The following is a 26,454-nucleotide window of genomic DNA, read 5'->3' as shown; positions in this document are numbered from 1 at the left end:
TTTCCCTAGCGGTCTGCAGTGCTTCTATTTGCCTAGCGACGGAATTTACCGAAAGCATCGAGATTCCCGACAGCCAATGGCGCGTCGACACTCAGTGCTCAACCGTGAGCAAGGCGACGCAGTGCGCTATCTCTGTTAGCGATGGCACGCAGGAAGAGAAAGTACTCGACTACCCAGCAGCCCCGGTATCGGCAAGCTATGAAGCAGGTGTATTCCTACTGACTTTCGGTTGCGGAACTGCCTGCTCGGCAACTTACGCCTACAAGCTCGGTGGCTCGTTGGGCGGGCCATTTCCGTCGGTGGAAATCGCCGATAGCGAGCGGGAAGTGCTGATGAGCCTGGGCGACAGCTCGGTGCGCTTCTATCGGATGTTCGAGGCGAACGATAAGCCGCTGTATGAGATCACACCCGAGTTCGGCGGCTATAGCCTGTTGGAGAGCATCGCCGATACGGGCATCGAGGATCATGTATTTCGCGTGACCTACCAGGGCAAGGCGGACCTGGAGATGCTGGAATACGAAGCGCCTCCACTCCCCTAATCAACAAAGAAAGAGCGGGCCATTGGCCCGCTGTGGGATAAAAATAAAGATTCATCCTAATAACCTCACGAAACGCCCATTTTACGAGGGGCAATGATTAGCAAAGGTGCTTAAAGTTTCATCCTAAGAAATGGCATACAGCCAAAAGGGGTGTAAACCGTGAAAATAAAGTTTCATCCTGATCTTGCATGCATTACGAAGTACCGCCGGCCTCAGTTGATGCCTGATCGGTGGATATCCTCCATGGAGATCTCCTTGGCGACCCCGGAGATGTCGACCATGAGGACAATCATGCAGAACAAAGGAGGAGCAACGCATAGGTACTGGGCAAGCTCGATTGACCTCTGCCTTGTGAATGTCCGTTCAAGTCCCAGGGCTGAGTTACGTCGTAGCGCCGACCTTCGGTGTGTCCCACCACGCGGGCCAACGCGGTTTCAGTGCCGGAACGCATGTCCAAGGGCTCGGTGGCGAGCCAGATGCTATCGACGCGAGTCGCTGAGCGACCCTACGAACAAAGAGGGCCTCCTTCAGGATCGGAGGCTGGCAATGGCGGCCTGACTTAAACGAAACGGCCTCCACGAAAATCAGTGCGATTCAATTGATGCCACAGATTGGTATGATAACCCTGAAATTTGTGATGCACACCTCAACTGGAGTTAAGGATGATCCGTCCCGCACCGATTCAGCTCACTTAAACCGTCTGTCATTTCAGCAAAAAACTCGGGGCGGCTCTGACTCAAGCTGTTCGCGTATGACTCGATTAGTAAATCTGAAAATGCCCCCAACGTTGCCCCATCGCAACGATTTGGCCTTGCGGCTACCGCCGAAGGGCAAAATACGCTGATTGCGCGTTATAACGACGGAACTGCTTAGGGAAACCTTAGGTTTCGATGAGCGATTCAGTCATCGGAGATTTGGGGGCGATTAATTAAGCGCCTCCCTAGTTTTTTCAGACCATTCTTAAGGCTTCTAGCACTATGCTGATCCGAAGATTTATTGATTTATGCAAGTGGCGAGACTTAGTGTTCAATCTTGTCGCGAAGGAAATCAAGATCCGCTATATGGGGGCCGCACTAGGCTTTGCATGGTCACTGGGTAACCCACTCGTCGTCACCCTCACCTACTACATGGTGTTCACCTACATACTGCCTAGTAATCAGGACAGATTCGCCTTGCATCTTGTGACTGGGGTAGTCCACTGGATGCTCTTCAGTCAGATAATCCTGCAAAGTAGCGATTGGCTTATCGGCAATAATAGCCTGATTCGCAAGCTTAGTTTCCCTAGGATATTGCTACCACTGTCAGGTGCCCTGACTGTCGGCGCGTTCTGGCTGGTAGCTATTGCGGTCTATGCAGCTCTCTACAAGTTCCTCGGCGGTTATCCAGGTAGTGCGTTGCAGTGGTACCCCCTGGTGCTAATGCCCTATGTCCTGATGATTATGGGCCTTGCCTTGGCCATCAGTGTTTTGCAAATCACTTGGCGCGACATAAAGCATGTCACCGAGGTGTTTGTACCTCTTCTGTTCTGGCTCACCCCCATAGTTTGGGTTACCTCGGCACTGCCGCACGATATCGCTAAGATCGTTTCATTCAACCCGCTTGCACCATTCTTCAACAGCTTCACGGCGATTTTGCACGAGAGCGTGCAGCCATCCTTGCGAGACCTCGCCCTGTGCTGGGGGATAGGGTTAGCCTCAATCATCACCGGGCTACTGGTGTTTAAGCGTGCAGACAAGGTGGTCGAACTTTTATGAGCAAGGTCATCCTCAAGGTCGAAAGCCTAGTCAAAGACTTCACCATCCGTCACAACCACGGCGGCATGAAACACAAGCTTGCCGGGCTATTTAATCCGCGCTTCCAGGAGCGCATCGAAACACTCCGCGCCGTAAACGATGTCTCCTTCACCCTATGCAAGGGCGAATCTCTTTCGCTTATCGGCCACAACGGCTCAGGGAAAAGCACGCTACTCCAGCTGGTCAGCGGAATTCTCCTGCCGAGCAGCGGTTCGGTTCAGTCTTTCGGTCGAGTGGCACCTTTGATCGAGCTTGGGGTCGGCTTCCACCCGGAGCTGACCGGAGAGGAAAATATCTACTTGAATGCCAGCCTCTATGGGCTGAGAAACAAAGAAACCCGCGCTCGTTTCAACGACATCGCTGATTTCTCCGGGCTTGGAGACTTCATTGATACGCCCGTCAAAAACTACTCGTCAGGCATGTACATGCGCCTGGGCTTCTCTGTGGCCGTACATGTTGAGCCGCAGATACTGCTGGCTGATGAGGTTCTGGCGGTAGGTGACCAAGATTTCCAAGACAAGTGCTATCAGCGCATTCGCCATATGCAGGAAGACGGTATGGCTTTGATTCTGGTGACCCATTCAAAAGAGCAGGGTCAGCGGTTCTGCCAGCGGTTCCTGCATCTTGAAAAGGGGCGCGCTATCGATGAGGGCTGCTTCTAGCGCTCAGTAATCGACGAACGCGACACAGACACGCCATCAGGCAAACACATAGACCAACTAGAGGTGACTCTATGCTCCAAATTATCGTACCTATGGCTGGCGCCGGCAGCCGTTTCGCAGTAGCAGGCTACAAAGATCCCAAGCCGCTCATCCCTGTGCATGGCGTGCCGATGATCAAGGTTGTGATCGACAACCTCACCCCCCAACGTGACCACAAATTCATCTTTATCTGCCAGGCCGCGCATGTTGCAACTTATGGTTTGCGCGAAAAACTCAGCACTTGGGCGCCGGGTTGCGAGATCGTAGAACTCAACGGCGTGACCGATGGCGCAGCCTGCACCGTTCATGCAGCCAAGGCCCTGATAGACAACGAGCACCCGGTAATGATCGCCAACAGCGATCAGTATGTTGACCTGGATATCGACGATTACCTAGCCGCGATGGATAACGCAGCTGCTGACGGCATCATTATGACCATGAAGGCTGACGATCCTAAGTGGTCCTTCGTTGGCTTCAATGAAATGGGCACGATCAACCGCGTAGTCGAGAAAGAGGTTATTTCCGACGAGGCAACCGTGGGTATTTACAACTTCCGCAGCGGTCATCAGCTGATCGAGGCCATCGAGCAGATGTTCCAGAAGGATCTGCGCGTCAACGGCGAATTCTATGTCGCTCCAGCCTATAACGAGATCATCGAGAAAGGCGCCAGGATCATCCACTACACCGTAGGCTCCGAAGGCCAGGGCATGTACGGCCTTGGCATCCCGGCAGACCTCGATTACTTCCTCGCTCAACCTATCAGCCTGCAGGCAACTGCTGGGAAGGTTTGCTGATATGGAAATCATTAGCCATCGAGGCTACTGGCTTGAACTGCATGAACGGAATCAGCCTATCGCTTTCCATCGTTCATTCGACTTGGGGTTTGGTACTGAAACCGATGTTCGCGACTGCGCTGGGCGCCTTCTAATCTCCCATGACATGCCTGCAGGCGATGAAATGACCCTGGATGACCTTCTGGACATCATGGGGGATCGGAATTTGCCGCTTGCGATCAACATCAAGGCAGACGGCCTGGCCAAGGCTATTGCAGCCAAGTTCACCGAGCGTGGCCATACCAACTGGTTTGTTTTCGACATGGCAGTGCCGGACATGCGCAGCTATCTCGCTGAGGGCGTCAGTACCTACACGCGATACAGTGATGTAGAGCCCTCGCCAGCGTGGTTGGAGCCGTGCGCCGGTGTCTGGCTTGATCATTTTGAGTCGGGTTACCACCCAAATCGTGAAATCGTAAAGCACCTGAACCAAGGGAAAAAGGTCTGCGTGGTTTCACCTGAGCTGCATGGCCGCGATGTTACCCACGCTTGGGATTCCCTACGTCTGCTCAATGATCTACCTGGGCTTACGCTTTGCACCGACAGGCCAGAGCAGGCTCATGCGTTTTTCAATAAGGCTCGTAAAGCGGCCATTCGTAAGGGATTAAACGATGATTAAAGCTGTTATTTTCGATATGGATGGCGTCCTAATCGAAGCCAAAGACTGGCACTACGACGCCCTGAACAAGGCACTGAATCTGTTTGGCTACAACATCAGCCGCCATGACCATCTGACCAGTTATGACGGCTTGCCGACTTCTCACAAGCTGGAAATGCTGAGCGTTGAGCACGGCCTCCCGAAAGCACTGCACCCCTTCATCAACGAGATGAAGCAGTCCTACACGATGGAAATCGTATACGCCCAATGCAAGCCCACTTTCGTTCATCAGTACGCGCTGTCCTCCCTGAAAAACCAGGGCTACAAGCTGGCCGTGGCCTCCAACTCCATCCGCAATACGGTTGAAGTCATGATGGAGAAATCGTGCCTGGATAAGTACCTGGATCTGAAGCTATCCAACCAAGATGTTGCCAAAGGCAAGCCCTCGCCGGATATCTACATCAAGGCCATTCAGGATCTCGGCCTGCTGCCCCACCAATGCCTGATTGTCGAAGACAACGAGAACGGCATTCGTGCTGCCCGCGCTTCGGGTGCCCACGTCCTAGAAGTCGCGGAGACATCTGATGTCAACCTCGACAACATTCTCAACAAGATCGCCGAAATCAACGCCCAGCAGGCCGCTAAGGAGATCGCCCAGTGAACGCGACCCGAAACATCATCATCCTGGCTGGATCCAAGGTCGACGAATCTCGTCCTGAGGGCGAATTTCCGCGTTATTTGAGCGAGTTCGATGGTACTCCGCTCATCCAGTCGCTCGTGGACAAATGCGCCAACCTCAACCCCTCCAAAATTATCTGCATGTTGCCCCATGCAGACATGAACAAGTATCACCTGCGCAACATGGTTGCGCAGATGCACCCTGCAGCGGTTGCGCATCCAGTTCATGACGCCACCAAAGGCGCTGCCTGTACAGCGCTGCTCTCCAGCGCAATTATCGACACAGATTGCGAACTGGTAATCCTCGGTGCCAACGAGATCTTGGATGTTTCATTTGAGACTATCGTCAACCAATTCCGCACTCAGGGCCGGGACGCTGGAGTCGTTATTTTCAAGTCGCTACACCCGCGATACGCCTTCGTTCGTCTCACTGATGCAGGCGATGTTGTAGAGGCAGCCGAGAAAAATCCGATCAGCCCACACGCTGTAGTCGGCATGTACTGGTTCAAGAGCGGTGCAATGTTCGTTGAGGCGGTTAAGAACATGATCCGCAAGGATGCCAAGGTCAACGACTCCTTCTACATCGCGCCGGCGCTCAATGAACTGATCCTTCTTAACAAGAAAATCGGCTCCTATCGCGTTGAGCCAAACCAGTACCGGCCGCTCAAAAACCAGTCTCAAATCCACGCCTATGAAACACAGGAGAGCCGCGTATGAATTCTGCCAAGCTGGGCGATATGGTCAAAGGCTGGTTTGTCGGCGGCTTCAAGCCGACCGCCTTCAGCACCGAAGCCTGCGAGGTTGGCGTCAAAGCCTACAAGGCTGGCGACAGCGAAGCTGCCCATTACCACAAGATCGCAACTGAAATAACGCTGGTCTTGTCCGGCAGCGTTTCCATGCGCGGCCAGACCTGGTGTGAGGGCGACATTATCGTCCTCGAACCAGGGGACATTACTGCTTTCGAGGCCATCACCGATGCCACAACTGTTGTGGTGAAGGTGCCTGGTGCTCTTGACGATAAGTATGTTGTTGGCGAATAACCGATGAAAACGACCCTCCTCAAGCATCACAAATCTCTCGGCTATCTCTCGACCCGCAAGCTCTCTGAGCTCCCGGTCGATCTTCAGCTGCCGCACGAATGCTCGAACCTAGTTACCTTCCGAGGCAGCAGCAATACCAAGTCCGGTGAAGTGATCAAAAATCTGCACGCCGCCGTGCGCCCGATCAGCATGTTTGGGGAAGGGTCATACTGTTTCTTCGGCATCCAGAGCGACTCCCCGCTTGCGCCCTTGCTGCTCTGGGATGCTGCTCACTTCTTGTCGGTTGGTCAAAAGCTGACGGTGATCGAAGACACCGCAGTGGCTTGCTACCTCGACAGGGATTACTTCTGCGCCGGGCTTGTTGCTGTGTCCCGCACGCCTACAGTGGTCACCTACGAAAAAGTAGCCAAGCTGCCGGCCGAGGGCGATGACGATCTCGATAGCTGGACCTTCGGCATTCCGGTAGGGCCTGAAGATGCCACGGTGCTCAATGCCGTGGTCAAGCGCATTCTGGAGATCGACATCCCCAACAAGGAAATCATCCTGTGCGGGAGTCCGGGGAAAAACTTCGCCTACTTCGATCAGGTCCGAATCGTCGGTGAGGACATCACCGCACCGCCGGTACAAATCTGCAAGAAAAAAAATCGCCTGGCGATTGAGGCTAAGTACAACAACCTGGTGATCCTCCACGACCGGGTTTTCCTGCCTAAGCACTTCGGTGAAATGGTGCGCCGCTTTGGCCCGCGCTATCCGTTGATGACCCTGCAAAGCATGTTCTTTGATAACCGAGTATCCATGCACCCTCGTCGCTACTCGGATTACGGCCTGGCGATGGGCGAAATTGCACAGGGCCTACAGGGCTTGCATCGCACCTCCAGCGCTGCTGTGAGCATCGCCCCTTCGATCTTCACCGAAATCGAGCGCACGGGCTTCTGTTTCGCCAGCCCAATGCGTTTCACCAAAGACATGAGCTACCCCACAGGCAGCCTCTATGTGTGCCGTAAAGAAGTCTGGAACGCCTTCCCCTTGGATGAGGCCTTGTTCTGGGTTGAGTTTGAAGACATTGAACAGGGTCTCCGCGCTGGCAAAGCTGGCGTTCCGAGCCGGGTTAATCCATTCGGCATTACCCAGTCTGTCACTTCTAGGGCGTTGCTCGGGGTGCGTTCGCCTGTCGAAATGGCAAATGGGAAGCTTGGCCATACCAGCCCGAATTATTTCTCGATCCTCAACAAAAAACCTCTGTTCAAGGTTTCTACGGCGCTCGCGCTTAGCAAATTACGCACCTTCGCCAATGAGTATGTCGCGAGCCACGAGGGCTTTAGCATCCCTACTGGTGCCAAGAAAATGCCCGCCCGTGACTGGGTAGAGCTGGTCAACCTGGTGGTCCAGCAGTCTACCTTCGAGAACGACATTGAGTCGGTGCGCAAGTTCATCGCGGATTACGAGAAGCTGGTTCTCTTGGATCAGCTGCCGAACATTCAGCAAGACACGCTCTCACTTCAGTTCTTGGTTGATCCTGTTGCGGCTAAACAAACCCTGATCACCAGCAGCAGCGAAATTCGCAACATGCTCTACCAGCGACCTTATCAGAGCTGGTTCTATCAATGCCTGGGAGATTATTTTCACCACAACTGGCTTTCGCTGCCCGGCATCGTCATTTCCGCTGTCAGGGCGTACGCCGGCAACGGCAAGGTTTTTTACTTCGAAAGTTTGTTTGCAGCTGTAAAGGCCATCTACAACTCGACTCCCTTCAGTTCGTACGTGGAGAAATCCAAGTGAAAATCTACGTTGTCTCAAACGGTGGCCAGGCAACGGCTGATCAGCTCGTTAAACAACTTTCGCGGATCACGCTGCAGCATGGCAAGGCATCGCCGGTGATCGTGGTGGATGATCGCTATAACCTTGACCAGGTGTTGATGGATGATGCGCCAGTGGCGAACACCTCATACCACCTCGATGATTTTCTTCACGACAAGGGGAGCATCGCGGATGGGGTGATGATGGTTGATGCAAACCAGATAGCGACCAAGCTCAGGGCGCTGACCGCCGAATGGGTGCTGTTCGAATTCGGTCAGAACGACCAGGCGACATGCCTCGATTTTGTGCGAAAGCTGGCTCGTTACAACTACATGACGCCGACACTGCGTACAAAAAGTGTTGTTTTCTCGGTGCCCAGTATGTACCTCGCGTTTTTTGCCAGAACGCTTAACGAGTCATTCAACAGTCTCCCCTCCAGCCCAATTGCAGTTGCCCAGTCTGGGCAGGTTGGGATGCTGCTGTTATCTACTAAGATCGAACGTGTGTTTGTCAGCCTCCCGCTGCTTTCGGCGCCTTTGATCCGCCTGAATCGACTGATGATGTTCATTTATCGGCGATTTATGTCGGCGTGATATTTATTGGGATCTTGCACAAATGCAGAATACAACTTGGTTAAATATATCTGGATGCCCTCGAAGTGGTACAACAGCGCTCGGAGCGGAGCTTAACAAAAGCAGCGATATTTCTCTCCTACATGAGCATTTGCCACGCGACCTTTTCGGTCCGATAAATTTACTATTTCGAAATGAGAGTTTGCACATTGCGCACGAGGCTGAGGAGGGGCTATTTCAGTCAATTCTTTGCGCTGAGCGTGACTTACTCCCAATTGTTAAATCCATTTTCAGCTGTGTTTTTAAAAAGAACACCCCTGTCATCGGCACAAAATGTCCGAACCTACACAAGTACGATACCGATCAATACCCTTCAGGCCTAGAGCGAAAGCAAATTCATATAACTCGGCACCCGATTGCAGTTGTGAACTCTTATGTTGTAAAAGGTGACACAGTTTGTGTAGATGATCCGGAGCATGCTTTTTGCGACTGGCTAACATCGCTTAACTACGCCATCGAAAACTATCGCACACCAAATTTTATGTGCCTGCTCTACGAGTCTTTTGATGGTCAATCGAACCACGAACAGGCAAAGCAGGTAGCCTCGTTCTTGGGTGTCACATCAGACTTTGATTTAAGCGGTCTTCGAGCACCCGCAACGCATCCGATGCCTGATTTCCTAGAGCATCCAACAGGTAGTCGTGTGTTTTGTGCTATCAATCGACTTTTCGATCTGGAGAACTGGATTGGCTCGTATTCGGTAACTCTGGAAAAGGGCCGAATGGTTGGCTTCCCGCTGCAAAAGAGTGAAACGATATCCTTAAAAGCATCCGGTAACGGGTGGAAGTACATCCAGAGAGGCTTCTATCCTGCAGAAGCTGAAGGTTCTTGGACTCACGGGGGCGAAAGCGTTCTCTGCTTCACTCCTGACGAGCCACTATCAGGGCCGTTTGCAGTGATGCTTGATGTTTCCTGGTTGATTGAAATCCAAGATGAACCTACTCGATTCCATATTTACCTAGACGATACACTTCTAGGTAAATCCTCTATCCTGGTTGGGAAGTCAAATGGCAGCACTAATCTCTTTATTTTCAACATAGAGCGCTTTGAGCAGTTGTCCCCGTCGATAACTGTAAGGGTTGTGATCGAAAACCCACGCAATCCATCACTGATAGGGCTATCCAATGACAATCGAAATCTTGGCCTGATGGTTCGAGGTATTTCCTTTGTTTCGTAAAGAGAAAGACGCTATTTAGCCATTGGGAGCCAGATTATGAAAACTCAGCAGCAATCCTTGTCGGACGTGAGATGGCACGATAACTCAGTCAGCATAGAGATGCGATCCAAAAACATGGGCCAAAACGGTGCCTGCGTCTGGTTCACAGGGCTCTCTGGCTCTGGAAAGTCAACTCTCGCTAATGCGCTGGATGTTCAGCTTGTCTCCATGGGCATGAAAACGTTTTTACTGGATGGTGACAACCTGCGCCACGGGCTATGCAGCGACCTAGGCATGACCGAATCTGACCGCAGAGAGAACATTCGTCGCGCAGGTGAAGTAGCAAAATTGATGGCTGACTCTGGCCTCATTGTACCCTGTGCATTTATTTCACCATATGAAAGAGATAGAGCCTTGGTGCGAAGGCTTTTCAGTGAGTCACGGTTCCTGGAGGTTTATGTTGCTACTGATCTCCAAGTATGTGAGCGCCGCGATCCGAAGGGACTATATAGCAAGGCACGTCAAGGCTTGATAAGCAATTTTACCGGCATCGACTCTGCCTATGAGCCGCCTCTTCAGCCCGAACTGAAGGTCGACACGAATATCCAGACTGTCGAAACGGTTGTTTCGAAGTTACTTCAACTTTTGCAATTAAGAGCCTGAACGTATGCAGTCGTGGCGGACACAAGTTCCTTCTGAGTTAATTTCAGTAGTTATTCAAGGCCCTCTTCACCGATCACTGGCCCCAGCCAGGGGAATCGACGCCTGTATATCGTCCGTTCGGGCACATCTGCCCCACGCGGAAATTATCGTCTCCACTTGGGTTGATGAGGATCTGGAGGGAATAGAGGCCGATATTGTTGTGACTTCCGCCGATCCAGGCGTGCTGCTGGACTTCAACAGCAACCGGCACAACACAAACCGCCAGATCGTATCGACCCTAACAGGGATACGCGCAGCCTCACGCAAGCACGTCTTGAAGCTGCGATCTGATCATATCCTGACGGGCTCGCAAATCGCCGTGATGGGCGCCTATGACTCACTGGTGCCGGCGCCTGATCGCTTGCTTCGACAGCCAATAACAGTCACCACTCTGTTTATCCGCAATCCGGCAAAAGTGCCGCTGCTGTTTCACCTCTCAGACCTTGTTCAGTTCGGCGCCAGGGAAGACATGCTTGAGTTTTGGGGCCAACGCCTCAGGCTTCAGCATGAGGTGTTCGCCAAGGAGCCATACAAAAACCCTATCGGGAATTTTGTCGGCTACAGCGCGATGCGGATGACCCCTGAGCAGTGCTTGATGCTCGGTTTTATGGCCAAGAAGGGTTTCGACATCAGCCTGGAAACCCCGGGGGAAATTTCCCCTGAGCTTGTGAGGCTGTCTGACAAGCTGCTGGCAGAGAACTTCACCGTGCTCGACTGGGAAACCAGCGAGGTGGATTTCCCTGAGCGCTTCCGCAAAACCGGCTACTCGCTGAAAACGGTCTACACGGCCAGTGAGCTGAAGGCTGCTGGAGAACTTGATCCATATGGCCGTAAAGCGCGGTACCGAAAGATTTGGCTGAACAAGTACGTCTTCAACTATGGCCGCCTGGCTTGGTGGATTGCGCTGGCGTCGATCCTGCTCACAGCAGTGTCTCCAGACATCGCAAAGACCGCCAGGGCCTTCATGCGCAAAATCAGGGGGCTTGAGCACCCCAATAACGACAGGGTTTGAGGGGTAGTCGTGAAGGTATTGGTTACTGGTGCTTCAGGCTTTATGGCCCGTTCGTTACTGGCCCGTCTTCGGGCAACGCAGGGGCTTCAGGTCGTAACGCTTTCAAGGAAAAAGGAACTCCCTGACGTCCTCGACTCCAGCACCCTCAATCAGTGCTTCTCTACTGCGAACTTCCTGGACCTTCTCAGCGGCGTTGATGTTGTTGTCCATACCGCAGCACGAGCCCACGTCTTGAATGAGACCGCAGCCGATCCGCTCGCCGAGTACCGGAAGGTCAATGTAGATTTCACGCTCAACCTCGCCCGGCAATGCGTACAGAGTCAGGTGAAACGCTTCATCTACATCAGCTCAATCGGCGTTCATGGTGTTACCAGCGACCGGCCATTCACTGTATGCGACGTGCCCGCACCGGAGGAGCCATACGCCATTTCTAAGATCGAAGCGGAGCGTGGGCTGGTGAATCTATGCCAAGCTCGTGATATGGAGCTAGTCATCATTCGCCCACCACTAATCTACGGTCGGGAGGCTCCGGGCAACTTCGCCAGAATGGTAGGCTGGGTTTCCAGCGGTATACCTCTCCCCCTAGGGGCTGTCGATAACCGGCGATCACTGATCAGCGTCGCCAACCTCGTCGACCTTATCTTGGTCTGTCTCGATCACCCCCGTGCAGCAGGCAAGGTACTACTGGCCTCAGATGGGGAGGATGTTTCCACCCCCGATTTGCTGCGCCGCGTCGCACGAGCGATGGGCAAACCCGCCCGCCTGATCCCCGTCCCCACAACGGTTCTTCGTGCTGTCGCTAGTCTTGTAGGTAAAAAAAGCATGGCCAGACGGCTTACCGGCTCGCTGCAAGTTGACATGAGCAGCACGACCGCATTGCTCGGATGGACTCCACCCTTCAGCCTTGATGAAAGCCTAGCTCAATGCTTCGGGAGCCCCGATGTGCGCCAGTAAGGATCAGCACTCTCATACTCATGCCAAGCTGATTCGAGCACCCAACATTATTCAATCCTTGGCAAGCATATTGGCCGCACTAAGGTGATTCCAAGCGGTTCGGCGTTCAGCCTAGGGCATCACGTATACGCTGCTTCCAGCCATAAAACCCAGCATGGTTGGTGCCAGATAAACCTTCTTTGGGGTGATTTACAGAGTGCAAAGGCTCACAGAAGCCCGTCATAGTGCGCGGCCAGCGCAACGAACCTTTCACTGTCTGCCTCAGGATCTTGTCGATGCATTTCTCGGCTTCAACACCTGCTTTGAAGCCCATGATCCGCGTTGACATGGTCTTCCGGTTGTCTGAGGTATCTATTTCTAGAAGGTAGCGTTGATCGCCGTTTTGCAATTTGAACCTTGCCAGCAGATAGCAGCGTGATTTTTCGTGGTCGATCATGTGGTAGCTGCAACGTGGAACGGGCGGCAGCGGTCTCACCTCCAGTGATACCAACGCAACTCCAGACTCTTGGGTGATTTGTTCAAGAATCTCTCGGAGCAGCGAGAAGCGATCTGCAAGCCGTTCATGCTCGTCCCCATTACCCTCTCCCTCACCTAATTGTTGGAACTCTCCTGACGCTATGCTGCCCTCGCTCACAGGATCAGCCACGCAGAAGAGTTGGCTTTCTCTGCTCGGGCATTGCTCGTCGTCGACCTTCTTGCCGTGACCGTTGGCACGCTCCCCGTTGTAGGCGATCTTGGTGCGCAGCTGAGCATCAAACGTGACGCCCTCAACGGGCAGGTGAATCAACCTCTGATCCTTGGCAGCAGTCGGCTCTTCGTCAGCATCCACCTCCAACTCCTTGGCTCCCGACAGCACGGATACACAGCCTGTGCTATCTCCCCTGACGGGTAACTTGAGAGCAGGATGGTGGAAAAAAATTTCTCCGCGATGGCTAAACCGGAGCCCCTGAAGCTTTTCGATCTCCCAGACCAGCAATTCGTTGCTTTCCGGATCAAAGGGGCCTCGCACATCCATGGTGGTACCTTCGAGGGAAGGGGGTACTTGAAAGTCGAACTGCCACCTGGCATACGCCGACTCTTGCGGTACCTGCTCTTGCCTTTGATTGAGGCTTTGCCAGATTGACTCGAAGGATCGCTTCACATCCTGATTCAGCAGAAGCCAACTGAAATGGTCTCTATATCCCTTGATTTTGAGAAGCTGACTTGGCGCACCTGTCTTCGGGGGCGTATGGATATGAACAGCATCGCCCACTCTGTAGAGCGTGAATGCCATATCCAAGCCATTCGGTGCGAAGCCTGCACGGACGATGAAGGCAGCGTGGAAGAACATTTTCCGCGCTAGCTCGAATTTCGGTAACCAAACGGTCAGACCATCGATCTCGAACACAAAGCATCGCTGTCCAGATATCTCAGGATTTGCAGCAAGCCTTCTGGCCAGACGTGGGCACTCACCCAACTGCCGTTCCCACCAGGTATCTATTGCAGGAAGCACCACCGTCTTCTTGAAACCACTGGGACGATAAGGAGCCCCTTCTTCGCCAAGAAACTCGCGACCAACGGCCAAGACACACGACATCTCCTGTGCGAACCGCTGCAACTGCAACTGACCGTTACGCTCAAAGAGAGCCGCCAAGCGCCACTCAGCTGCCGGAGTCGGGGCCCTGAAAAAATTTCCAACGGCCAGCAACCTGGATCCGTTCGGGATCTGACGAAATACTGTCCTATTCAATCCATCATTCCTATCAATCGAATGAACGCAGTGGTCAGCGGTGCCACCCTGCTTTTTCCCAATCCACAACGCCTTTCCAGCTCCCAGCGCCTGGACGTTATGCCTGTCTGTACATCCTCCAGCATCGCTGCAGTCAGGCGACGGATCTGATACTCGCCGACTGACTCGGCATAGCGATCCAGGAAGGTGCGGCACAGAGGCAGTTGATCGAGATGGTGCTCGACTGATGCCCGATGGGGTAGTTGCTGCAGGAACCAGTTGCGACTCCTGCGCGGAAGGCCTAGGTCTTCTTCGCTACCTCTACCAATCCGGATCAGCAGGCGCACCAACCTTCTGTCACGCGCTCCCCAGTCGATGTGGCTGTTGTTGCCCTGTCGGCGCTGCCTGGCCTGGTTCGCAGCCATCAGCCAGTGTCGGTCATGACGATAGAGCCAGCCGTAACATGCCTCCCCTCCGTTTTTCCTGGCTGCCTTGGCTCCACCGTGATTATCCAGTGCTTGCAGCCAAACGGCTCGGTATTGCTGCTTTTGCTCAAACTCAGCGGGGAGCAGCTGCGCTGACCGGTCGGAGGCAAGGTCGACCTGGCGAGTATTCACCTCACCGATCAGCTCACCAGCATGCTGGCCGGGGCGCAGGCTGGTCCAGACGATAAGATGCTGCAGCGCACTGAATCCCTTGCGATGTTTCCTGAACATCGCCAACAGCCAGGGCGGAGGCTCCCCTGATGTCAGCAGACCGTTCGCAGCAAGCCAGTCCCTGCGATGGGATGCCAGGATCTTCTCCCAGATGAATTCAGCCCAGACCTGCCGACCGCGCCGGGCACCGCACTCTGTTGCCAGGTACCGATACAGGTTGGTCCAGCGCCCGTAGCCAGGCGATTGCACCTCTTCGAGCGCCAGCAGTTGCGTAGCGGCCGTGGCGATCCTGATAGCCTCTTCGCTCGCAGGACTCGCACGAAGATCACGAGGCAAAAACAGTGGGGAGGCTGGATGAAACTCATGCCGCTGCGCTCGACGAAACGGGATGGGTGAGTCCAAGAGCTGGCAGCCATGCTCTGGGCAGGCATCTATCCCTTGGATCTGCCAGCTACGCTGCCAGTAGGGCTCACCGAAACGATCCGCCATGTCCTCGAAGCAGACCGGGCAGTAACGCAGCCACTCGGGCCATTTGACCAAGGCCGTCGATGCCCCAGACAGGCCAATCGTCGGCCGGTCGGAAGCGAGCATGGCCTGAAAAAGTTCGGTACGACGCTCCGGCGGAATGAAAGGGGCATAGAGCGGGAACAGCGTGTGATTCAGGATCATGCCTTCCGCATCCAAGCCCGTGTTGTTCGCCAACGCAGTCAGGTGTGTGGGCAGATCGGTGATCGCAGCGACCTTGCTGTCACCGAACAGCATGTGCAGCAAGGTCTTGTGGTTGCCTATCCCCAGATGTACCCGGCACCGGGCAATACCGCTGTAAAGCAGTTCGTCCGGGTAGAGCCTGGGGAAGTACATGTCAGCTCGCTCTCAGCAGAGGCCGCAGATCGAGGATCAAGCCAGCCTGCTTGAATCTGTCATAGGCCTCGCTTTCAGGCCCATCGGCATAATGTCGGCGCAGATCCTCCTCGGATAGGCACCCCCAATCCGTCCTCTTAACTCTGGAAATGCCGGGCCTCTTGGGAGCGTCCTGCGCGAGGTAGGCCGTGGCCTTGTGAATCAGGGCCGCCAGCGGGATGTCCGGATTCTCCGCCAACAATTCATCGGCCATGGGAATGGCGATGTCCCTCGGGATTTCCATACCTTCGAGCAGGGCGGCCAGCCGCTTTGCCTTGTCATCAGCCGGAGGGGCCGGCGGTTTCGGTTGGGGGACGTTATCCAGAGCGCGCGTCAGGGTCAGCAACCGTCCCTCGATCTCTGGCATCAGCAGGTCGTCATATTTGGCGATCAGTTCGGGCCTACCGCTCCGCAAGGCCGCCAGCATCGGATGGACCGGTTTGAACTCGTCCTCGAAAACCTTGCGCAGCAACAGCGGCTTGATGCACTCGACGCCTGTCACTATCGCCCGGATCTGCGCCAGCGCGAACAGCTTGATGATGATGTCCATGACCCCTTGGGTGAGGTCGTACATGGTCGATTCTAGCTCGTCATCCAGCGGTGCTGCATTTCGCAGCCACTGGTACTTCCAGAGCCGCTTCAACAGGCGCTTCCAATGCTCGTCCCGAGGCAACCTATCCCAGCGGATGCTGCCCAACCCGGAGACCCGCCGAGCAGCCCGGAACGTGCGCTGGAAGAACTTGCTAGCCCGGTGGGTGCCGACCTGAATGATCGGAACACCGATGGTGTTCACCAGCGATACGAAGAAATTGTGCATTTTCTCGGCACCACCGGAGCGTGCCTCGTTGAGGTTCTGAACCTCGTCGATGATCAGCGCTCCGAGCGCGTGCAGATTGGCCACCTGGCACATGGATGCCAGCAGACGTTTGGTACCCAGCTTCTTGCGCCCGTGGCTACGGCTGTAGTGGGTACCCAGGATCTTGTCTACTTCGTTGAAGAAGCTCAGGCACAGCTCATCCAAGTCACCGTCAATTGGGCAGTCGATCTTCAGGTAGACCAATTGGGTGATGTTGTAATCAGGGTGATAGAGAGCTTGGGGGTACATGCCCAGAATTCGCTCCAGCGTGCGCGTCTTGCCGCAACCGGAGCAGCCGAACAGCGACAGGCTGTTGGCCGTAGAGGAGACACTCTGGTACACCGCCGCATCCAGATCCTCCTCCTCGACACGGCGATAGCCATTCTGCAGGTGCGCATACCAGGCACCGCTGGCCGGATTCCGACCGATGTACCCTTGACGGATCATCAGGCTGATCTTGCTCTCCAGCTCCAAATGATGGCTCAGCGGCTGGAAGAAGCCGTGCAACAGGCGGGCAATCGCATGTGCCCTGAGCCGACCATCCAGAAGCGCCTCCTGCGGCTCGAAACCGGGAAGCTGCTGCAATAGACCGACCACCTCCTGCAGATCAGGAATCGGAGGTAATGCGCTGATGAGCGGATTGTCCTGATACTCGGGAAGCTGCTGCTCCTGGTAACGCGCCAGGGGAATGACTCCGCGCTGGAATTCTTCAGTCATCCTCTTCCTCCTTGAATATCAGGTCACTGAGATCTGGAAAGGCATAATCTTCCTGCTTCTCGCCCCGCAGTGGGATCACCTCGGCTGGCTTTTCCTGCTGTACTTTCTCCGGTTTGAATGCTGTTTTCTGGCGTTCCTGGCGCTTTTCCTGCTGCTTGTTCTCGCGGATCTGGGTTCCCAGATCCTTCGTGGTCATACCCGTATTGACCGGACTGGCATCCTCTGCCTGAGCAACGATGGACTCGATCTGCTTCAGAAGATTGCCTCTCTCTACCAAAGCTTCCGCCGCCGCGTTGGTATCGCTACGCCGTTCCTCTCTGGACAGCAGCCAGACATCCCAGAAGGTCATCCCCCTGAAGCGTCGACTGCGGTCGGCAAGATCGCAAACCCAGTAGTCCTTGAGACTATTGGACGGCCGCAGATAGATGTGGTCGGCGCTACGTGGATCGTATGCGACCGTTACCCCTGTTGGCCGGCGCCCCTGGCCTCGGTGAAACCAACCCTCCCTGATTGCTTCCTGGCAGGTGTAGAAGCAGCCGAACAGCCTGATTCCCAGCTCCGAAACCGTGGCCGACTCATGGGGCAAAAGATTGATCCGCACCAGCTCCTCGGGCGCAGTACGTAACCGGCCGGTCAGGTTAGCCAAGCCCCAGTTCCACAGCATGACCGGGATGGCTGGCAGATCGCCCGGCATACCAGAGGTCCTGTCGTATTTGCTCAAGGTATGAAAGTTGTTGTGGTAGAGGATGCCGGCAATGATGATCTGGGTGAACTCGGGCAAGGTCAGACTGGCATCAAGTCTGTAGTCGTGGCCACCCCGCTTCCGGCTGGTGGTGTCCTCGACCACACCGCTGGCATAGGGCTTGAAACGCTCCTGCACCGTCCGGAAATAACGCTCGACGATCCCCTTGGCATCTCCTCGCCTGGCAGGTGCATTCTCGATGCGAACGCCGAAGGCTTGGGAAAATGCTTCCACCTTGGTGCCATTCAGTTCGCCCTTATCGGCCAGCACCACATCCGGCAAGCCTTTGACCGGCCAGTCGCTGGCATCGATCTCCACGCCATACTGGCGGCAATACTCAACCTTGTCGGCGACCGTGTTGGCCAATGCCACCATGGCACTGACCCAGGAAGGCCCCTCGAATCCGACGTACATACCAACGACCATGCGGCTGAACACGTCGATTACCATGTAAACGACAGGCCTGCCGACGATAAGGCTGCGATCATGTTCTGAAACCAGATAGATATCGGCGATGGTGGCATCGATCTGGTAGCGGTATCCGGGCCCCAGTGCCTCGGTCGTCGATGTACTGCTGAGCGGTCGAAAGTCCTTGGCAAAATCCACTGCGGACACCCTGCATGGCAAGGTGTCGGTGAAGTGATATTCGCGCCCATAGAAGTAACGGAACTGCCCCAATGTAGGCAGTTCGGAGGTCGGCAGCTCCGGCAGAACAGCACGGAGCAGGTTCAGCCCGGAGGAGTAGGCATCCGGAATGGACGGATGTTTTTCCTTGAGCAAGCGTTCCTCGATGACCCGGCGAAAAATGCGCTCGATGTCCGGCGTGACATTGCTCCCTTTCCCCTCCATCACCACTCTGGGCCTGCCCAGCTTGGCCTGGCTCGGCTTTCTGCGCTTGCCACGGGCGCCCGAGTTGACATAGTCCGGCAAAAGGGCGTTCCTGCACATGCCTCGCTGCCAGTAGCGCCTCAGTAACCTATACACCGTCTGATTAGTGACACCATGGCGCTCCATGATGCCTCTGACAATGAGCCCTCTGGGGCGCCGCACGAAAAGCTGGGGATCGTGCACAAAATCCGCCAGCATTGCCCAAGCTTCATCACGCTTCTGCTGATCAAGAGAACCTTCCTCAACCTCCCGTAGGACTGTCTCCTCGAAGGGATCGGCAATGCTCTCCAGCTCCCGCTCCATGAGCAGACGCTCCAGCTCTGCAACCGATATCGGTTCGGGCAACGCCGTGTCCGAATCGATATCGATCCAGATGGCCTGCTCGGTGCCGGACCACAGCAGGCGCTTTCGCAGTTCCCCTATCCGGAACACCTGATTAACGGGAAACACTGCTCAGCTCCTGATGCATTTGATGAGCGTTGGCAACCAGGTCTTTCGGCTTCAGCTCCCGGTAAGGAGTGTCAAGATCGAACAAGAAACAGTGCCGGGCCAACAACTGGCGTAGCCAATAGAGCGCCTGACCGGCCTCCAGCTGGCCGGAGGTATCCAGTCCTTGGGCAATAGCGGTCACCTTCCGGTCTGGGTGACGCTGAAACTCGAGCAGAAACAGCTGCTGGTAATGGGCGAGATCGTCCTGAGCGATGTCGTCTTCAGCATGGGCAGGATAGAGCCATTGGATATTGGCAAATGCCACCTTGGATACCTCGCGCTCCGTGACGATGGCCCAGGGAATACCTTTTTCCTGCCAGTAGCGCCTTTCAAGCTCAAGCCTCTCGGTAACTTCAGGCTTCTGCAGGTCGGTACTGTACTTGGCCTGAATCGCGATGCTCGGGCGCTGAGGATCTTCGAAATCCACCAGAAAGTCGCTGGTCAGTACCTGCGGGGTGCCCTTGTAACGCCCGTGGGGCAAGCCAAGCTCCTCGGCGATGCGCACCGTATCTTCGACCCGCATCGGAAACTGTTCACGGATATCGGTGACATGGGGAGACCGATCCAAGGTCAGGAAGATGGCCAGTTCAAGATCGGATAGAAGATGGTGTAAACGCCGGGTCTTGCTGCCAGGCAGGCGGTGGGAGCGCCCCAGCGAGGACACGTCCCTAGTGTAGATGAACGGCTTGTAGTCTGATCCCTGGCCTTGGCCACGCCCGTCCTTGAGCCTTCTATCGATCTGGGCCTGGGTCAGCCCCTTGAATGTTCCAGACATGAGAAAGCCTGCACCCCCTGTGTCGATGACCTCAACATAGCAGATACAGGCTCAGGATGAAACTTTATTTGCAAGGATGATACTTTATTAAAACGGATGAAACTTTATTTGCATCCCACACCCGCTTTCTCGTTTCGCTTTCGGCTTATTCCACCGTCACCGACTTGGCCAGGTTACGCGGCTGGTCCACGTCGGTGCCCTTGAGCACGGCCACGTAGTAAGACAGCAGCTGCAGCGGCACGGTGTAGAGGATCGGCGCCAACACGTCGTGGATGTGCGGCATATTGATGACGTGCGTGCCTTCGCCATTGCCCAGGCCGGCGGCGCCGTCGGCGAAGACGATCAGCTGGCCGCCACGGGCGCGGACTTCCTGCAGGTTGGACTTGAGCTTCTCCAGCAGCTCGTTGTTCGGTGCCACGGTGACCACCGGCATGTCGGCGTCGACCAGGGCCAGCGGGCCGTGCTTGAGTTCGCCGGCCGGGTAGGCCTCGGCGTGGATGTAGGAGATTTCCTTGAGCTTGAGCGCACCTTCCATGGCCACCGGGTATTGGGCACCGCGGCCGAGGAACAGGGTGTGGTGCTTCTCGGCGAACAGCTCGGCGACCTTCTCCACGGTCTTGTCCATGGCCAGCGCCTCGCCCAGGCGAGTCGGCAGGCGACGCAGCTCTTCCACCAGCTCGGCAGCGACACCGGCCTGCAGGGTGCCGCGCACCTGGCCGAGGGCCAGGGTCAGCAGCAGCAGGGAGACCAGCTGGGTGGTGAAGGCCTTGGTCGAGGCGACGCCGATTTCCGGACCAGCCTGGGTCAGCAGGCACAGGTCGGACTCGCGCACCAGGGAGCTGGTGCCGACATTGCAGATGGTCAGGCTGGCCAGATACCCGGCTTGTTTGGCATTGCGCAGGGCGGCCAGGGTGTCGGCAGTCTCGCCGGACTGGGAGATGGTGATGAACAGGCTGTCCGGCTGCACGGCCACCTGGCGGTAGCGGAATTCGCTGGCCACTTCGATCTGGCAGGGAATGCCGGTCAGCGCCTCCAGCCAGTAACGAGCGACCATGCCGGCGTGGTAGCTGGTACCGCAGGCGACGATCTGCACGTTGCGCACCTTGGCGAACAGTTCGGCGGCTTGCGGGCCGAAGGCCTGGACCAGCACGTGATCGCCGCCCAGGCGGCCTTCCAGGGTGCGCTGCACGACCTTGGGCTGCTCGTGGATTTCCTTGAGCATGAAGTGGCGGTACTCGCCCTTGTCGGCGGCCTCGGCGCCCTCGTGGTACTGCACCGACTCACGCTGTACCGGTTGGCCAGCAACGTCCCAGATCTGCACGCTGTCGCGACGGATCTCGGCGATATCGCCCTCCTCCAGGTACATAAAGCGGTCCGTCACTTGTCTCAATGCGAGCTGGTCGGAGGCGAGGAAGTTCTCGCCCAGGCCCAGGCCGATCACCAGGGGGCTGCCGCTGCGCGCGGCGAGGATGCGGTCCGGCTGCTTGGCGCTGATCACCGCCAGGCCGTAGGCGCCATGCAGCTCGGGAATCGCGGCCTTGAGCGCAGCAGTGAGGTCGCCGAGCTGCTGCAGCTTGTGCTGCAGCAGGTGGACGATGGTCTCGGTGTCGGTGTCGGAGGTGAAGACATAGCCAAGGCCTTTGAGGCGCTCGCGCAGCTCCTCGTGGTTCTCAATGATGCCGTTGTGCACCACGGCCAATTCTTCCCCGGAGAAATGCGGGTGGGCGTTGCGCTCGCTCGGCGCGCCGTGGGTGGCCCAGCGGGTGTGGGCGATGCCCAGGTTGCCGGTCAGCGGCTCAGCGGCTAGGGCCTGTTCCAGCTCGGCGACCTTGCCGACGCGGCGACGACGCTGCAGCGTACCGGCCTGGGTGAAGACCGCTACGCCGGCGCTGTCATAGCCGCGGTACTCCAGGCGCTTGAGGCCTTCGACCAGGATCGGGGTGATGTTGCGTTCGGCGACGGCGCCAACGATGCCACACATAGGGGTTCTCCTCAGGAAGCGGCGGCGAGGATCAGCTGGACCCCGCGCGCGCGTATCTGTTCGGCCACCTGGCTATCCAGGCGGTCGTCGGTGATCAGGGTATGGACGCTGCTCCAGGGCAGCTCCAGATTGGGAATACGCCGGCCGACCTTGTCGCTCTCGACCATGACGATGACCTCGCGGGCCACTTCGGCCATGACCCGCGACAGACCCAGCAGCTCGTTGAAGGTGGTAGTGCCGCGCTCCAGGTCAATGCCATCGGCACCGATGAACAGCTGGTCGAAATCATAGGAGCGCAGCACCTGTTCGGCGACCTGGCCCTGGAAGGACTCCGAGTGCGGGTCCCAGGTGCCGCCGGTCATCAGCAGCACCGGTTCGTGCTCGATATCGCGCAAGGCGTTGGCCACGTTCAGCGAGTTGGTCATCACCACCAGGCCCGGCTGGCGGCCAAGCTGCGGGATCATCGCCGCGGTGGTACTACCACTGTCGATGATGATGCGCGCGTGCTCGCGGATCAGGCCGACCGCCGCGCGGGCAATGGCCTGCTTGTGGCGGGAAATGGGCTGGGCCGGCTCGCCGATCAGCTCCTGCGGCATGGGCACCGCACCGCCGTAACGACGCAGCAGCAGACCGTTCTTCTCCAGTTCGGCCAGGTCCTTTCGGATCGTAACTTCGGAAGTGGCGAAATGCTGCGCCAAGGCATCTACGACTACCTCGCCCTGCTCGTTGAGCAAGGCCAGGATTGCGTGGCGGCGCTGGGGCGTGTTGCGTTTCGACATTTAAGTTTCGATTCGAAAGATAAGTGCGCGAATCAAAACCTAACGAAAGCGTCAGGTCAAGCGCCAGATTGACGAAAGGCGGCCTGAGCCGCCTTTCAGCACAATGGCAGGCCTGCTACTTCGGCGCCTTCTGCGGGCGCTTCCAGCCTTCGATATTGCGCTGCTTGGCACGCCCAACGGCCAGGGCGGCCGCCGGTACATCCTGGGTCACGGTAGAGCCGGCACCGGTGGTGGCGCCATTGCCCAGGGTCACGGGGGCGACGATGGAGCTATTGGAACCGATGAACACGTCTTCGCCCATCACGGTGCGGTGCTTGTTGGCGCCGTCGTAGTTGCAAGTGATGGTGCCGGCGCCGATGTTGGTGCGCGCGCCGATCTCGGCGTCGCCCAGGTAGCTCAGGTGCCCGGCCTTGGCACCGTCGCCCAGCACGGCGTTCTTCAGCTCGACGAAGTTGCCGACATGGGCCTTGGCGCCCAGCCTGGCGCCCGGACGCAGACGGGCAAACGGACCGCAATCGGCGCCCTCGCCCAGTTCGGCACCTTCCAGGTGGCTGTTGGCTTTGACGATGGCGCCGCGGCGCAGCACCGAGTCCTTGATTACGCAGTTCGGGCCGATCTGCACGTCGTCCTCGATGACCACCTTGCCTTCGAGGATCACGTTGACGTCGATCAGCACATCGCGGCCCACCGTTGCCTCACCCCGCAGGTCGAAGCGTGCCGGGTCCAGCAGGGTCACGCCTTGGGCCATCAGGCCGCGGGCAGCGCGCTGCTGGTAGTAGCGCTCGAGTTGCGCCAGCTGCAAACGGTCGTTGGCACCGAGCACTTCCAGTTCGTCCTGCGGGTGTTCGGTGACCACCGGAATACCGTCCGCCACCGCCAGCGCCACCACGTCGGTCAGGTAGTACTCGCCCTGGGCGTTGTTGTTGGACAACCGGCTCAGCCAATCGCCCAGGCGCTTGCCTGGCAGGGCGAAGATGCCGGTGTTGCCCTCCTTGATCGCCCGCTGTTCCGGCGTGGCGTCCTTCTGCTCGACGATGCCCAGCACGCGCCCGGCATCATCGCGCAGGATGCGGCCGTAGCCGGTGGGGTCCTGCATCACCACGCTGAGCAGCGCCGCCTGGTCCACGCTGGAGCGCTCCAGCAGACGGCGCAGGGTATCGGCCTGGATCAATGGCACATCGCCGTAGAGCACCAGGACTCGCTCGGCATCGATGCCCGGCACGGCCTGCGCCACGGCATGGCCGGTGCCCAGCTGCTCTGCCTGCAGCACGAAGTGAACATCGTCGGCCGCCAGGCGCTCGCGCACCCGTTCGGCACCGTGGCCGATCACCACGTGGATCTTGCGCGGCGCAAGCGCGCGGGCGGTGTCGATGACGTGGCCGAGCATGGGCTTGCCGGCCACCGGGTGCAGGACCTTGGGCAGAGCCGAACGCATGCGGGTGCCCTGGCCGGCGGCGAGAATGACGATATCGAGGGACATAGAGGCAGATCCTGTAACTGTATTGCCCGGATGCGAGCCCATGGAAGGCCGCCGATAGACAAGGGAGCTCACTCCCTCGCCCTAGCCCTTCTCCCGGGGGGAGAGGGGGATATATTCCGGCAGAAAAAGAAAAAGGGTAGCCAAGGCTACCCTTTTACTCGCTGACGCTGGAAGCCGGAGGACGAGCCTCAGTACTTCTTGCGCATCTGCTGGACGGTGCGCAGCTGAGCTGCCACTTCGGCCAGGTGAGCGGCGGCGGAACCATAGTTGAATTCCGAGCCTTTCTCGTTGAGCGCTTTCTCGGCGGCCTTGAGGGCCTCCTGAGCAGCAGCTTCGTCGATGTCGCCGGCACGAGTCACGGTGTCGGCCAGGACCTTCACCATGTTCGGCTGCACTTCGAGGAAACCACCCGAGATGTAGAACACCTCATGCTCGCCACCCTGCTTGACCAGGCGGATGGGGCCCGGCTTCAGGTCGGTGATCAGCGGGGCGTGGCCCGGAGCGATACCGAGATCGCCCAGGTTGCCGTGCGCGATCACCATCTCGACCAGACCGGAGAAGATCTCCGCTTCGGCACTGACGATGTCGCAATGGACAGTAATGGCCATACGCTTGCCTCACGAGCGCCCGTTGCCGGGCGCACAGGGGATTACAGTTTCTTGGCTTTCTCGATGGCTTCGTCGATGCTGCCAACCATGTAGAACGCCTGCTCCGGCAGGTGATCGTAGTCACCTTTCAGGATGCCGCTGAAACCAGCGATGGTGTCCTTCAGGGAAACGTACTTGCCCGGGGAGCCGGTGAAGACTTCAGCCACGAAGAACGGCTGGGACAGGAAGCGCTGGATCTTACGAGCACGGGCTACCAGTTGCTTGTCCGCTTCGGACAGCTCGTCCATACCGAGGATCGCGATGATGTCCTTCAGTTCCTTGTAGCGCTGCAGTACGTACTGCACGCCACGCGCGGTCTCGTAGTGCTCCTGACCAACCACCAGCGGATCGAGCTGACGGGAGGTGGAGTCCAGCGGATCCACAGCCGGGTAGATACCCAGGGAGGCGATGTCACGCGACAGTACGACGGTGGCGTCCAAGTGGGCGAAGGTGGTTGCCGGGCTCGGGTCGGTCAGGTCGTCCGCGGGTACGTATACGGCCTGTACCGAGGTGATCGAGCCGTTCTTGGTGGAGGTAATACGCTCCTGCAGAACGCCCATCTCTTCGGCCAGAGTCGGCTGGTAACCTACTGCGGAAGGCATACGGCCCAGCAGTGCGGATACTTCGGTACCGGCGAGGGTGTAACGGTAGATGTTGTCGACGAACAGCAGAACGTCACGACCTTCGTCACGGAACTTCTCGGCCATGGTCAGGCCGGTCAGTGCCACGCGCAAACGGTTGCCTGGCGGCTCGTTCATCTGGCCGTAGACCAGGGCCACTTTGTCGAGAACGTTGGAGTCCTTCATCTCGTGGTAGAAGTCGTTACCCTCACGAGTACGCTCACCCACACCAGCGAACACGGAATAACCGCTGTGTTCCATGGCGATGTTACGGATCAGTTCCATCATGTTCACGGTCTTGCCGACGCCGGCGCCACCGAACAGACCGACCTTACCGCCCTTGGCGAACGGGCAGACCAGGTCGATTACCTTGATACCGGTTTCCAGCAGGTCGTTGCCGCCCGCTTGCTCGGCGTACGACGGCGCAGCGCGGTGGATTTCCCACTGCTCTTCTTCGCCGATCGGGCCAGCTTCGTCAATCGGATTGCCCAGCACGTCCATGATCCGGCCCAGGGTCGCTTTACCGACCGGTACGGAGATGGCCTTGCCAGTACGGGTGACGTCCAGGCCACGCTTCAGACCTTCGGTCGAGCCCATGGCGATGGAACGCACCACACCGTCGCCCAGCTGCTGCTGAACTTCCAGGGTGGTTTCGGCGCCAACTACTTTCAGCGCTTCATAAACACTCGGCACTTGATCACGCGGGAATTCCACGTCGATAACGGCGCCGATGATTTGAACGATACGTCCGCTACTCATCTTTGGTTCCTCTGAATATTTG

At 57.0% G+C, this 26,454-nt stretch carries 24 protein-coding genes; 14 read left to right on the top strand and 10 right to left on the bottom strand.

Going from position 1 to position 26,454, the window contains the following annotated elements; translation table 11 throughout:
• The 14 genes from PA6_RS23760 to PA6_RS18775 form a co-directional block, all read left to right on the top strand.
• Positions 1–539, top strand: a 539-nt coding sequence (locus tag PA6_RS23760; RefSeq protein ID WP_021702561.1) for a hypothetical protein, incomplete at its 5' end; no start/stop codon positions are given.
• 977 nt (positions 540–1,516) lie between these two features.
• Positions 1,517–2,293 carry an ABC transporter permease gene (locus PA6_RS18825; RefSeq protein WP_021702560.1) on the top strand — a complete coding sequence of 259 codons (777 nt, stop codon included), beginning with the start codon at positions 1,517–1,519 and terminating at the stop codon, positions 2,291–2,293.
• Positions 2,290–2,994, top strand: coding sequence for an ABC transporter ATP-binding protein (locus PA6_RS18820; RefSeq protein ID WP_021702559.1), 705 nt, complete (start codon positions 2,290–2,292; stop codon positions 2,992–2,994). Before PA6_RS18825 ends, PA6_RS18820 begins: the two co-directional genes overlap by 4 nt.
• Positions 2,995–3,065: 71 nt before the next feature.
• Positions 3,066–3,827 (top strand): glycosyltransferase family 2 protein, encoded by a 762-nt coding sequence (locus PA6_RS18815; protein WP_021702558.1) that lies wholly within the window; start codon positions 3,066–3,068, stop codon positions 3,825–3,827.
• 1 nt (position 3,828) lies between these two features.
• The gene (locus PA6_RS18810; protein ID WP_021702557.1) at positions 3,829–4,485 is read left to right on the top strand and encodes a PI-PLC domain-containing protein; all 657 of its coding nucleotides are present in this window, start codon (positions 3,829–3,831) and stop codon (positions 4,483–4,485) included.
• On the top strand, positions 4,478–5,125 hold the full coding sequence (locus PA6_RS18805) for an HAD family hydrolase (RefSeq protein WP_021702556.1): 648 nt from the start codon (positions 4,478–4,480) through the stop codon (positions 5,123–5,125). Before PA6_RS18810 ends, PA6_RS18805 begins: the two co-directional genes overlap by 8 nt.
• Complete coding sequence (locus PA6_RS18800; protein ID WP_021702555.1) at positions 5,122–5,859, top strand: glycosyltransferase family 2 protein; 738 nt, start codon at positions 5,122–5,124, stop codon at positions 5,857–5,859. The genes PA6_RS18805 and PA6_RS18800 overlap by 4 nt, the downstream gene beginning before the upstream one ends.
• Complete coding sequence (locus tag PA6_RS18795; protein WP_021702554.1) at positions 5,856–6,182, top strand: cupin domain-containing protein; 327 nt, start codon at positions 5,856–5,858, stop codon at positions 6,180–6,182. The genes PA6_RS18800 and PA6_RS18795 overlap by 4 nt, the downstream gene beginning before the upstream one ends.
• 3 nt (positions 6,183–6,185) lie before the next feature.
• Positions 6,186–7,961, top strand: a complete 1,776-nt coding sequence (locus tag PA6_RS18790; protein WP_021702553.1) for a hypothetical protein — start codon at positions 6,186–6,188, stop codon at positions 7,959–7,961.
• The gene (locus PA6_RS18785; protein ID WP_021702552.1) at positions 7,958–8,572 is read left to right on the top strand and encodes a hypothetical protein; all 615 of its coding nucleotides are present in this window, start codon (positions 7,958–7,960) and stop codon (positions 8,570–8,572) included. The genes PA6_RS18790 and PA6_RS18785 overlap by 4 nt, the downstream gene beginning before the upstream one ends.
• A gap of 22 nt (positions 8,573–8,594) precedes the next feature.
• Positions 8,595–9,788, top strand: a complete 1,194-nt coding sequence (locus tag PA6_RS23485) for a sulfotransferase (RefSeq protein WP_147289548.1) — start codon at positions 8,595–8,597, stop codon at positions 9,786–9,788.
• 36 nt (positions 9,789–9,824) lie between these two features.
• On the top strand, positions 9,825–10,430 hold the full coding sequence (gene cysC, locus PA6_RS22950; RefSeq protein WP_021702550.1) for an adenylyl-sulfate kinase: 606 nt from the start codon (positions 9,825–9,827) through the stop codon (positions 10,428–10,430).
• A gap of 4 nt (positions 10,431–10,434) precedes the next feature.
• The gene (locus PA6_RS18780) at positions 10,435–11,481 is read left to right on the top strand and encodes a WavE lipopolysaccharide synthesis family protein (protein WP_021702549.1); all 1,047 of its coding nucleotides are present in this window, start codon (positions 10,435–10,437) and stop codon (positions 11,479–11,481) included.
• A gap of 9 nt (positions 11,482–11,490) precedes the next feature.
• Complete coding sequence (locus tag PA6_RS18775) at positions 11,491–12,435, top strand: NAD-dependent epimerase/dehydratase family protein (protein ID WP_021702548.1); 945 nt, start codon at positions 11,491–11,493, stop codon at positions 12,433–12,435.
• Positions 12,436–12,541: 106 nt separating this feature from the next.
• Here the strand turns inward: PA6_RS18775 and PA6_RS18770 are convergent, their stop codons facing one another.
• The 10 genes from PA6_RS18770 to atpD form a co-directional block, all read right to left on the bottom strand.
• Complete coding sequence (locus tag PA6_RS18770) at positions 12,542–14,164, bottom strand: Tn7-like element transposition protein TnsE (protein ID WP_021702547.1); 1,623 nt, start codon at positions 14,162–14,164, stop codon at positions 12,542–12,544.
• On the bottom strand, positions 14,161–15,660 hold the full coding sequence (locus PA6_RS18765; RefSeq protein ID WP_021702546.1) for a TnsD family Tn7-like transposition protein: 1,500 nt from the start codon (positions 15,658–15,660) through the stop codon (positions 14,161–14,163). Before PA6_RS18765 ends, PA6_RS18770 begins: the two co-directional genes overlap by 4 nt.
• A gap of 1 nt (position 15,661) precedes the next feature.
• Complete coding sequence (locus tag PA6_RS18760; RefSeq protein WP_021702545.1) at positions 15,662–17,272, bottom strand: ATP-binding protein; 1,611 nt, start codon at positions 17,270–17,272, stop codon at positions 15,662–15,664.
• Positions 17,265–19,325 (bottom strand): Mu transposase C-terminal domain-containing protein, encoded by a 2,061-nt coding sequence (locus tag PA6_RS18755; protein WP_052520197.1) that lies wholly within the window; start codon positions 19,323–19,325, stop codon positions 17,265–17,267. Before PA6_RS18755 ends, PA6_RS18760 begins: the two co-directional genes overlap by 8 nt.
• A gap of 13 nt (positions 19,326–19,338) precedes the next feature.
• Positions 19,339–20,166: a heteromeric transposase endonuclease subunit TnsA gene (locus PA6_RS18750; protein WP_021702543.1), complete on the bottom strand. Its 828-nt coding sequence runs from the start codon at positions 20,164–20,166 to the stop codon at positions 19,339–19,341.
• A gap of 145 nt (positions 20,167–20,311) precedes the next feature.
• Entirely contained in the window at positions 20,312–22,147 is a 1,836-nt protein-coding gene (gene glmS, locus PA6_RS18745; RefSeq protein WP_021702542.1) for a glutamine--fructose-6-phosphate transaminase (isomerizing), read from the bottom strand.
• Between the two features lie 11 nt (positions 22,148–22,158).
• A complete protein-coding gene (locus PA6_RS18740; RefSeq protein ID WP_021702541.1) occupies positions 22,159–22,926 on the bottom strand; it encodes a DeoR/GlpR family DNA-binding transcription regulator in 768 nt (255 codons plus the stop codon).
• A 115-nt stretch (positions 22,927–23,041) separates the two neighbouring features.
• Positions 23,042–24,406, bottom strand: coding sequence for a bifunctional UDP-N-acetylglucosamine diphosphorylase/glucosamine-1-phosphate N-acetyltransferase GlmU (glmU, locus tag PA6_RS18735; RefSeq protein WP_021702540.1), 1,365 nt, complete (start codon positions 24,404–24,406; stop codon positions 23,042–23,044).
• A gap of 188 nt (positions 24,407–24,594) precedes the next feature.
• Positions 24,595–25,014, bottom strand: coding sequence for a F0F1 ATP synthase subunit epsilon (locus PA6_RS18730; RefSeq protein ID WP_021702539.1), 420 nt, complete (start codon positions 25,012–25,014; stop codon positions 24,595–24,597).
• A gap of 41 nt (positions 25,015–25,055) precedes the next feature.
• On the bottom strand, positions 25,056–26,432 hold the full coding sequence (gene atpD, locus PA6_RS18725) for a F0F1 ATP synthase subunit beta (protein ID WP_021702538.1): 1,377 nt from the start codon (positions 26,430–26,432) through the stop codon (positions 25,056–25,058).
• Positions 26,433–26,454: the final 22 nt, after the last annotated feature.

It is taken from the genome of Aquipseudomonas alcaligenes NBRC 14159 (assembly GCF_000467105.1).
In the GTDB taxonomy this organism is placed as follows: Bacteria; Pseudomonadota; Gammaproteobacteria; order Pseudomonadales; family Pseudomonadaceae; genus Aquipseudomonas; species Aquipseudomonas alcaligenes.
Note: the sequence above shows the minus strand (reverse complement) of the source record. Positions and strands in the feature narration are given on the sequence as shown.

Excerpts from the sequence above, each read along its gene's own strand:
- PA6_RS18825 (WP_021702560.1), top strand. The coding sequence starts at position 1,517 with ATGCTGATCCGAAGATTTATTGATTTATGCAAGTGGCGAGACTTAGTG.
- PA6_RS18820 (WP_021702559.1), top strand. The coding sequence starts at position 2,290 with ATGAGCAAGGTCATCCTCAAGGTCGAAAGCCTAGTCAAAGACTTCACC.
- PA6_RS18815 (WP_021702558.1), top strand. The coding sequence starts at position 3,066 with ATGCTCCAAATTATCGTACCTATGGCTGGCGCCGGCAGCCGTTTCGCA.
- PA6_RS18810 (WP_021702557.1), top strand. The coding sequence starts at position 3,829 with ATGGAAATCATTAGCCATCGAGGCTACTGGCTTGAACTGCATGAACGG.
- PA6_RS18805 (WP_021702556.1), top strand. The coding sequence starts at position 4,478 with ATGATTAAAGCTGTTATTTTCGATATGGATGGCGTCCTAATCGAAGCC.
- PA6_RS18795 (WP_021702554.1), top strand. The coding sequence starts at position 5,856 with ATGAATTCTGCCAAGCTGGGCGATATGGTCAAAGGCTGGTTTGTCGGC.
- PA6_RS18790 (WP_021702553.1), top strand. The coding sequence starts at position 6,186 with ATGAAAACGACCCTCCTCAAGCATCACAAATCTCTCGGCTATCTCTCG.
- PA6_RS23485 (WP_147289548.1), top strand. The coding sequence starts at position 8,595 with ATGCAGAATACAACTTGGTTAAATATATCTGGATGCCCTCGAAGTGGT.
- cysC (WP_021702550.1), top strand. The coding sequence starts at position 9,825 with ATGAAAACTCAGCAGCAATCCTTGTCGGACGTGAGATGGCACGATAAC.
- PA6_RS18780 (WP_021702549.1), top strand. The coding sequence starts at position 10,435 with ATGCAGTCGTGGCGGACACAAGTTCCTTCTGAGTTAATTTCAGTAGTT.
- PA6_RS18765 (WP_021702546.1), bottom strand. The coding sequence starts at position 15,660 with ATGTACTTCCCCAGGCTCTACCCGGACGAACTGCTTTACAGCGGTATT.
- PA6_RS18760 (WP_021702545.1), bottom strand. The coding sequence starts at position 17,272 with ATGACTGAAGAATTCCAGCGCGGAGTCATTCCCCTGGCGCGTTACCAG.
- PA6_RS18750 (WP_021702543.1), bottom strand. The coding sequence starts at position 20,166 with ATGTCTGGAACATTCAAGGGGCTGACCCAGGCCCAGATCGATAGAAGG.
- glmS (WP_021702542.1), bottom strand. The coding sequence starts at position 22,147 with ATGTGTGGCATCGTTGGCGCCGTCGCCGAACGCAACATCACCCCGATC.
- PA6_RS18740 (WP_021702541.1), bottom strand. The coding sequence starts at position 22,926 with ATGTCGAAACGCAACACGCCCCAGCGCCGCCACGCAATCCTGGCCTTG.
- glmU (WP_021702540.1), bottom strand. The coding sequence starts at position 24,406 with ATGTCCCTCGATATCGTCATTCTCGCCGCCGGCCAGGGCACCCGCATG.
- PA6_RS18730 (WP_021702539.1), bottom strand. The coding sequence starts at position 25,014 with ATGGCCATTACTGTCCATTGCGACATCGTCAGTGCCGAAGCGGAGATC.
- atpD (WP_021702538.1), bottom strand. The coding sequence starts at position 26,432 with ATGAGTAGCGGACGTATCGTTCAAATCATCGGCGCCGTTATCGACGTG.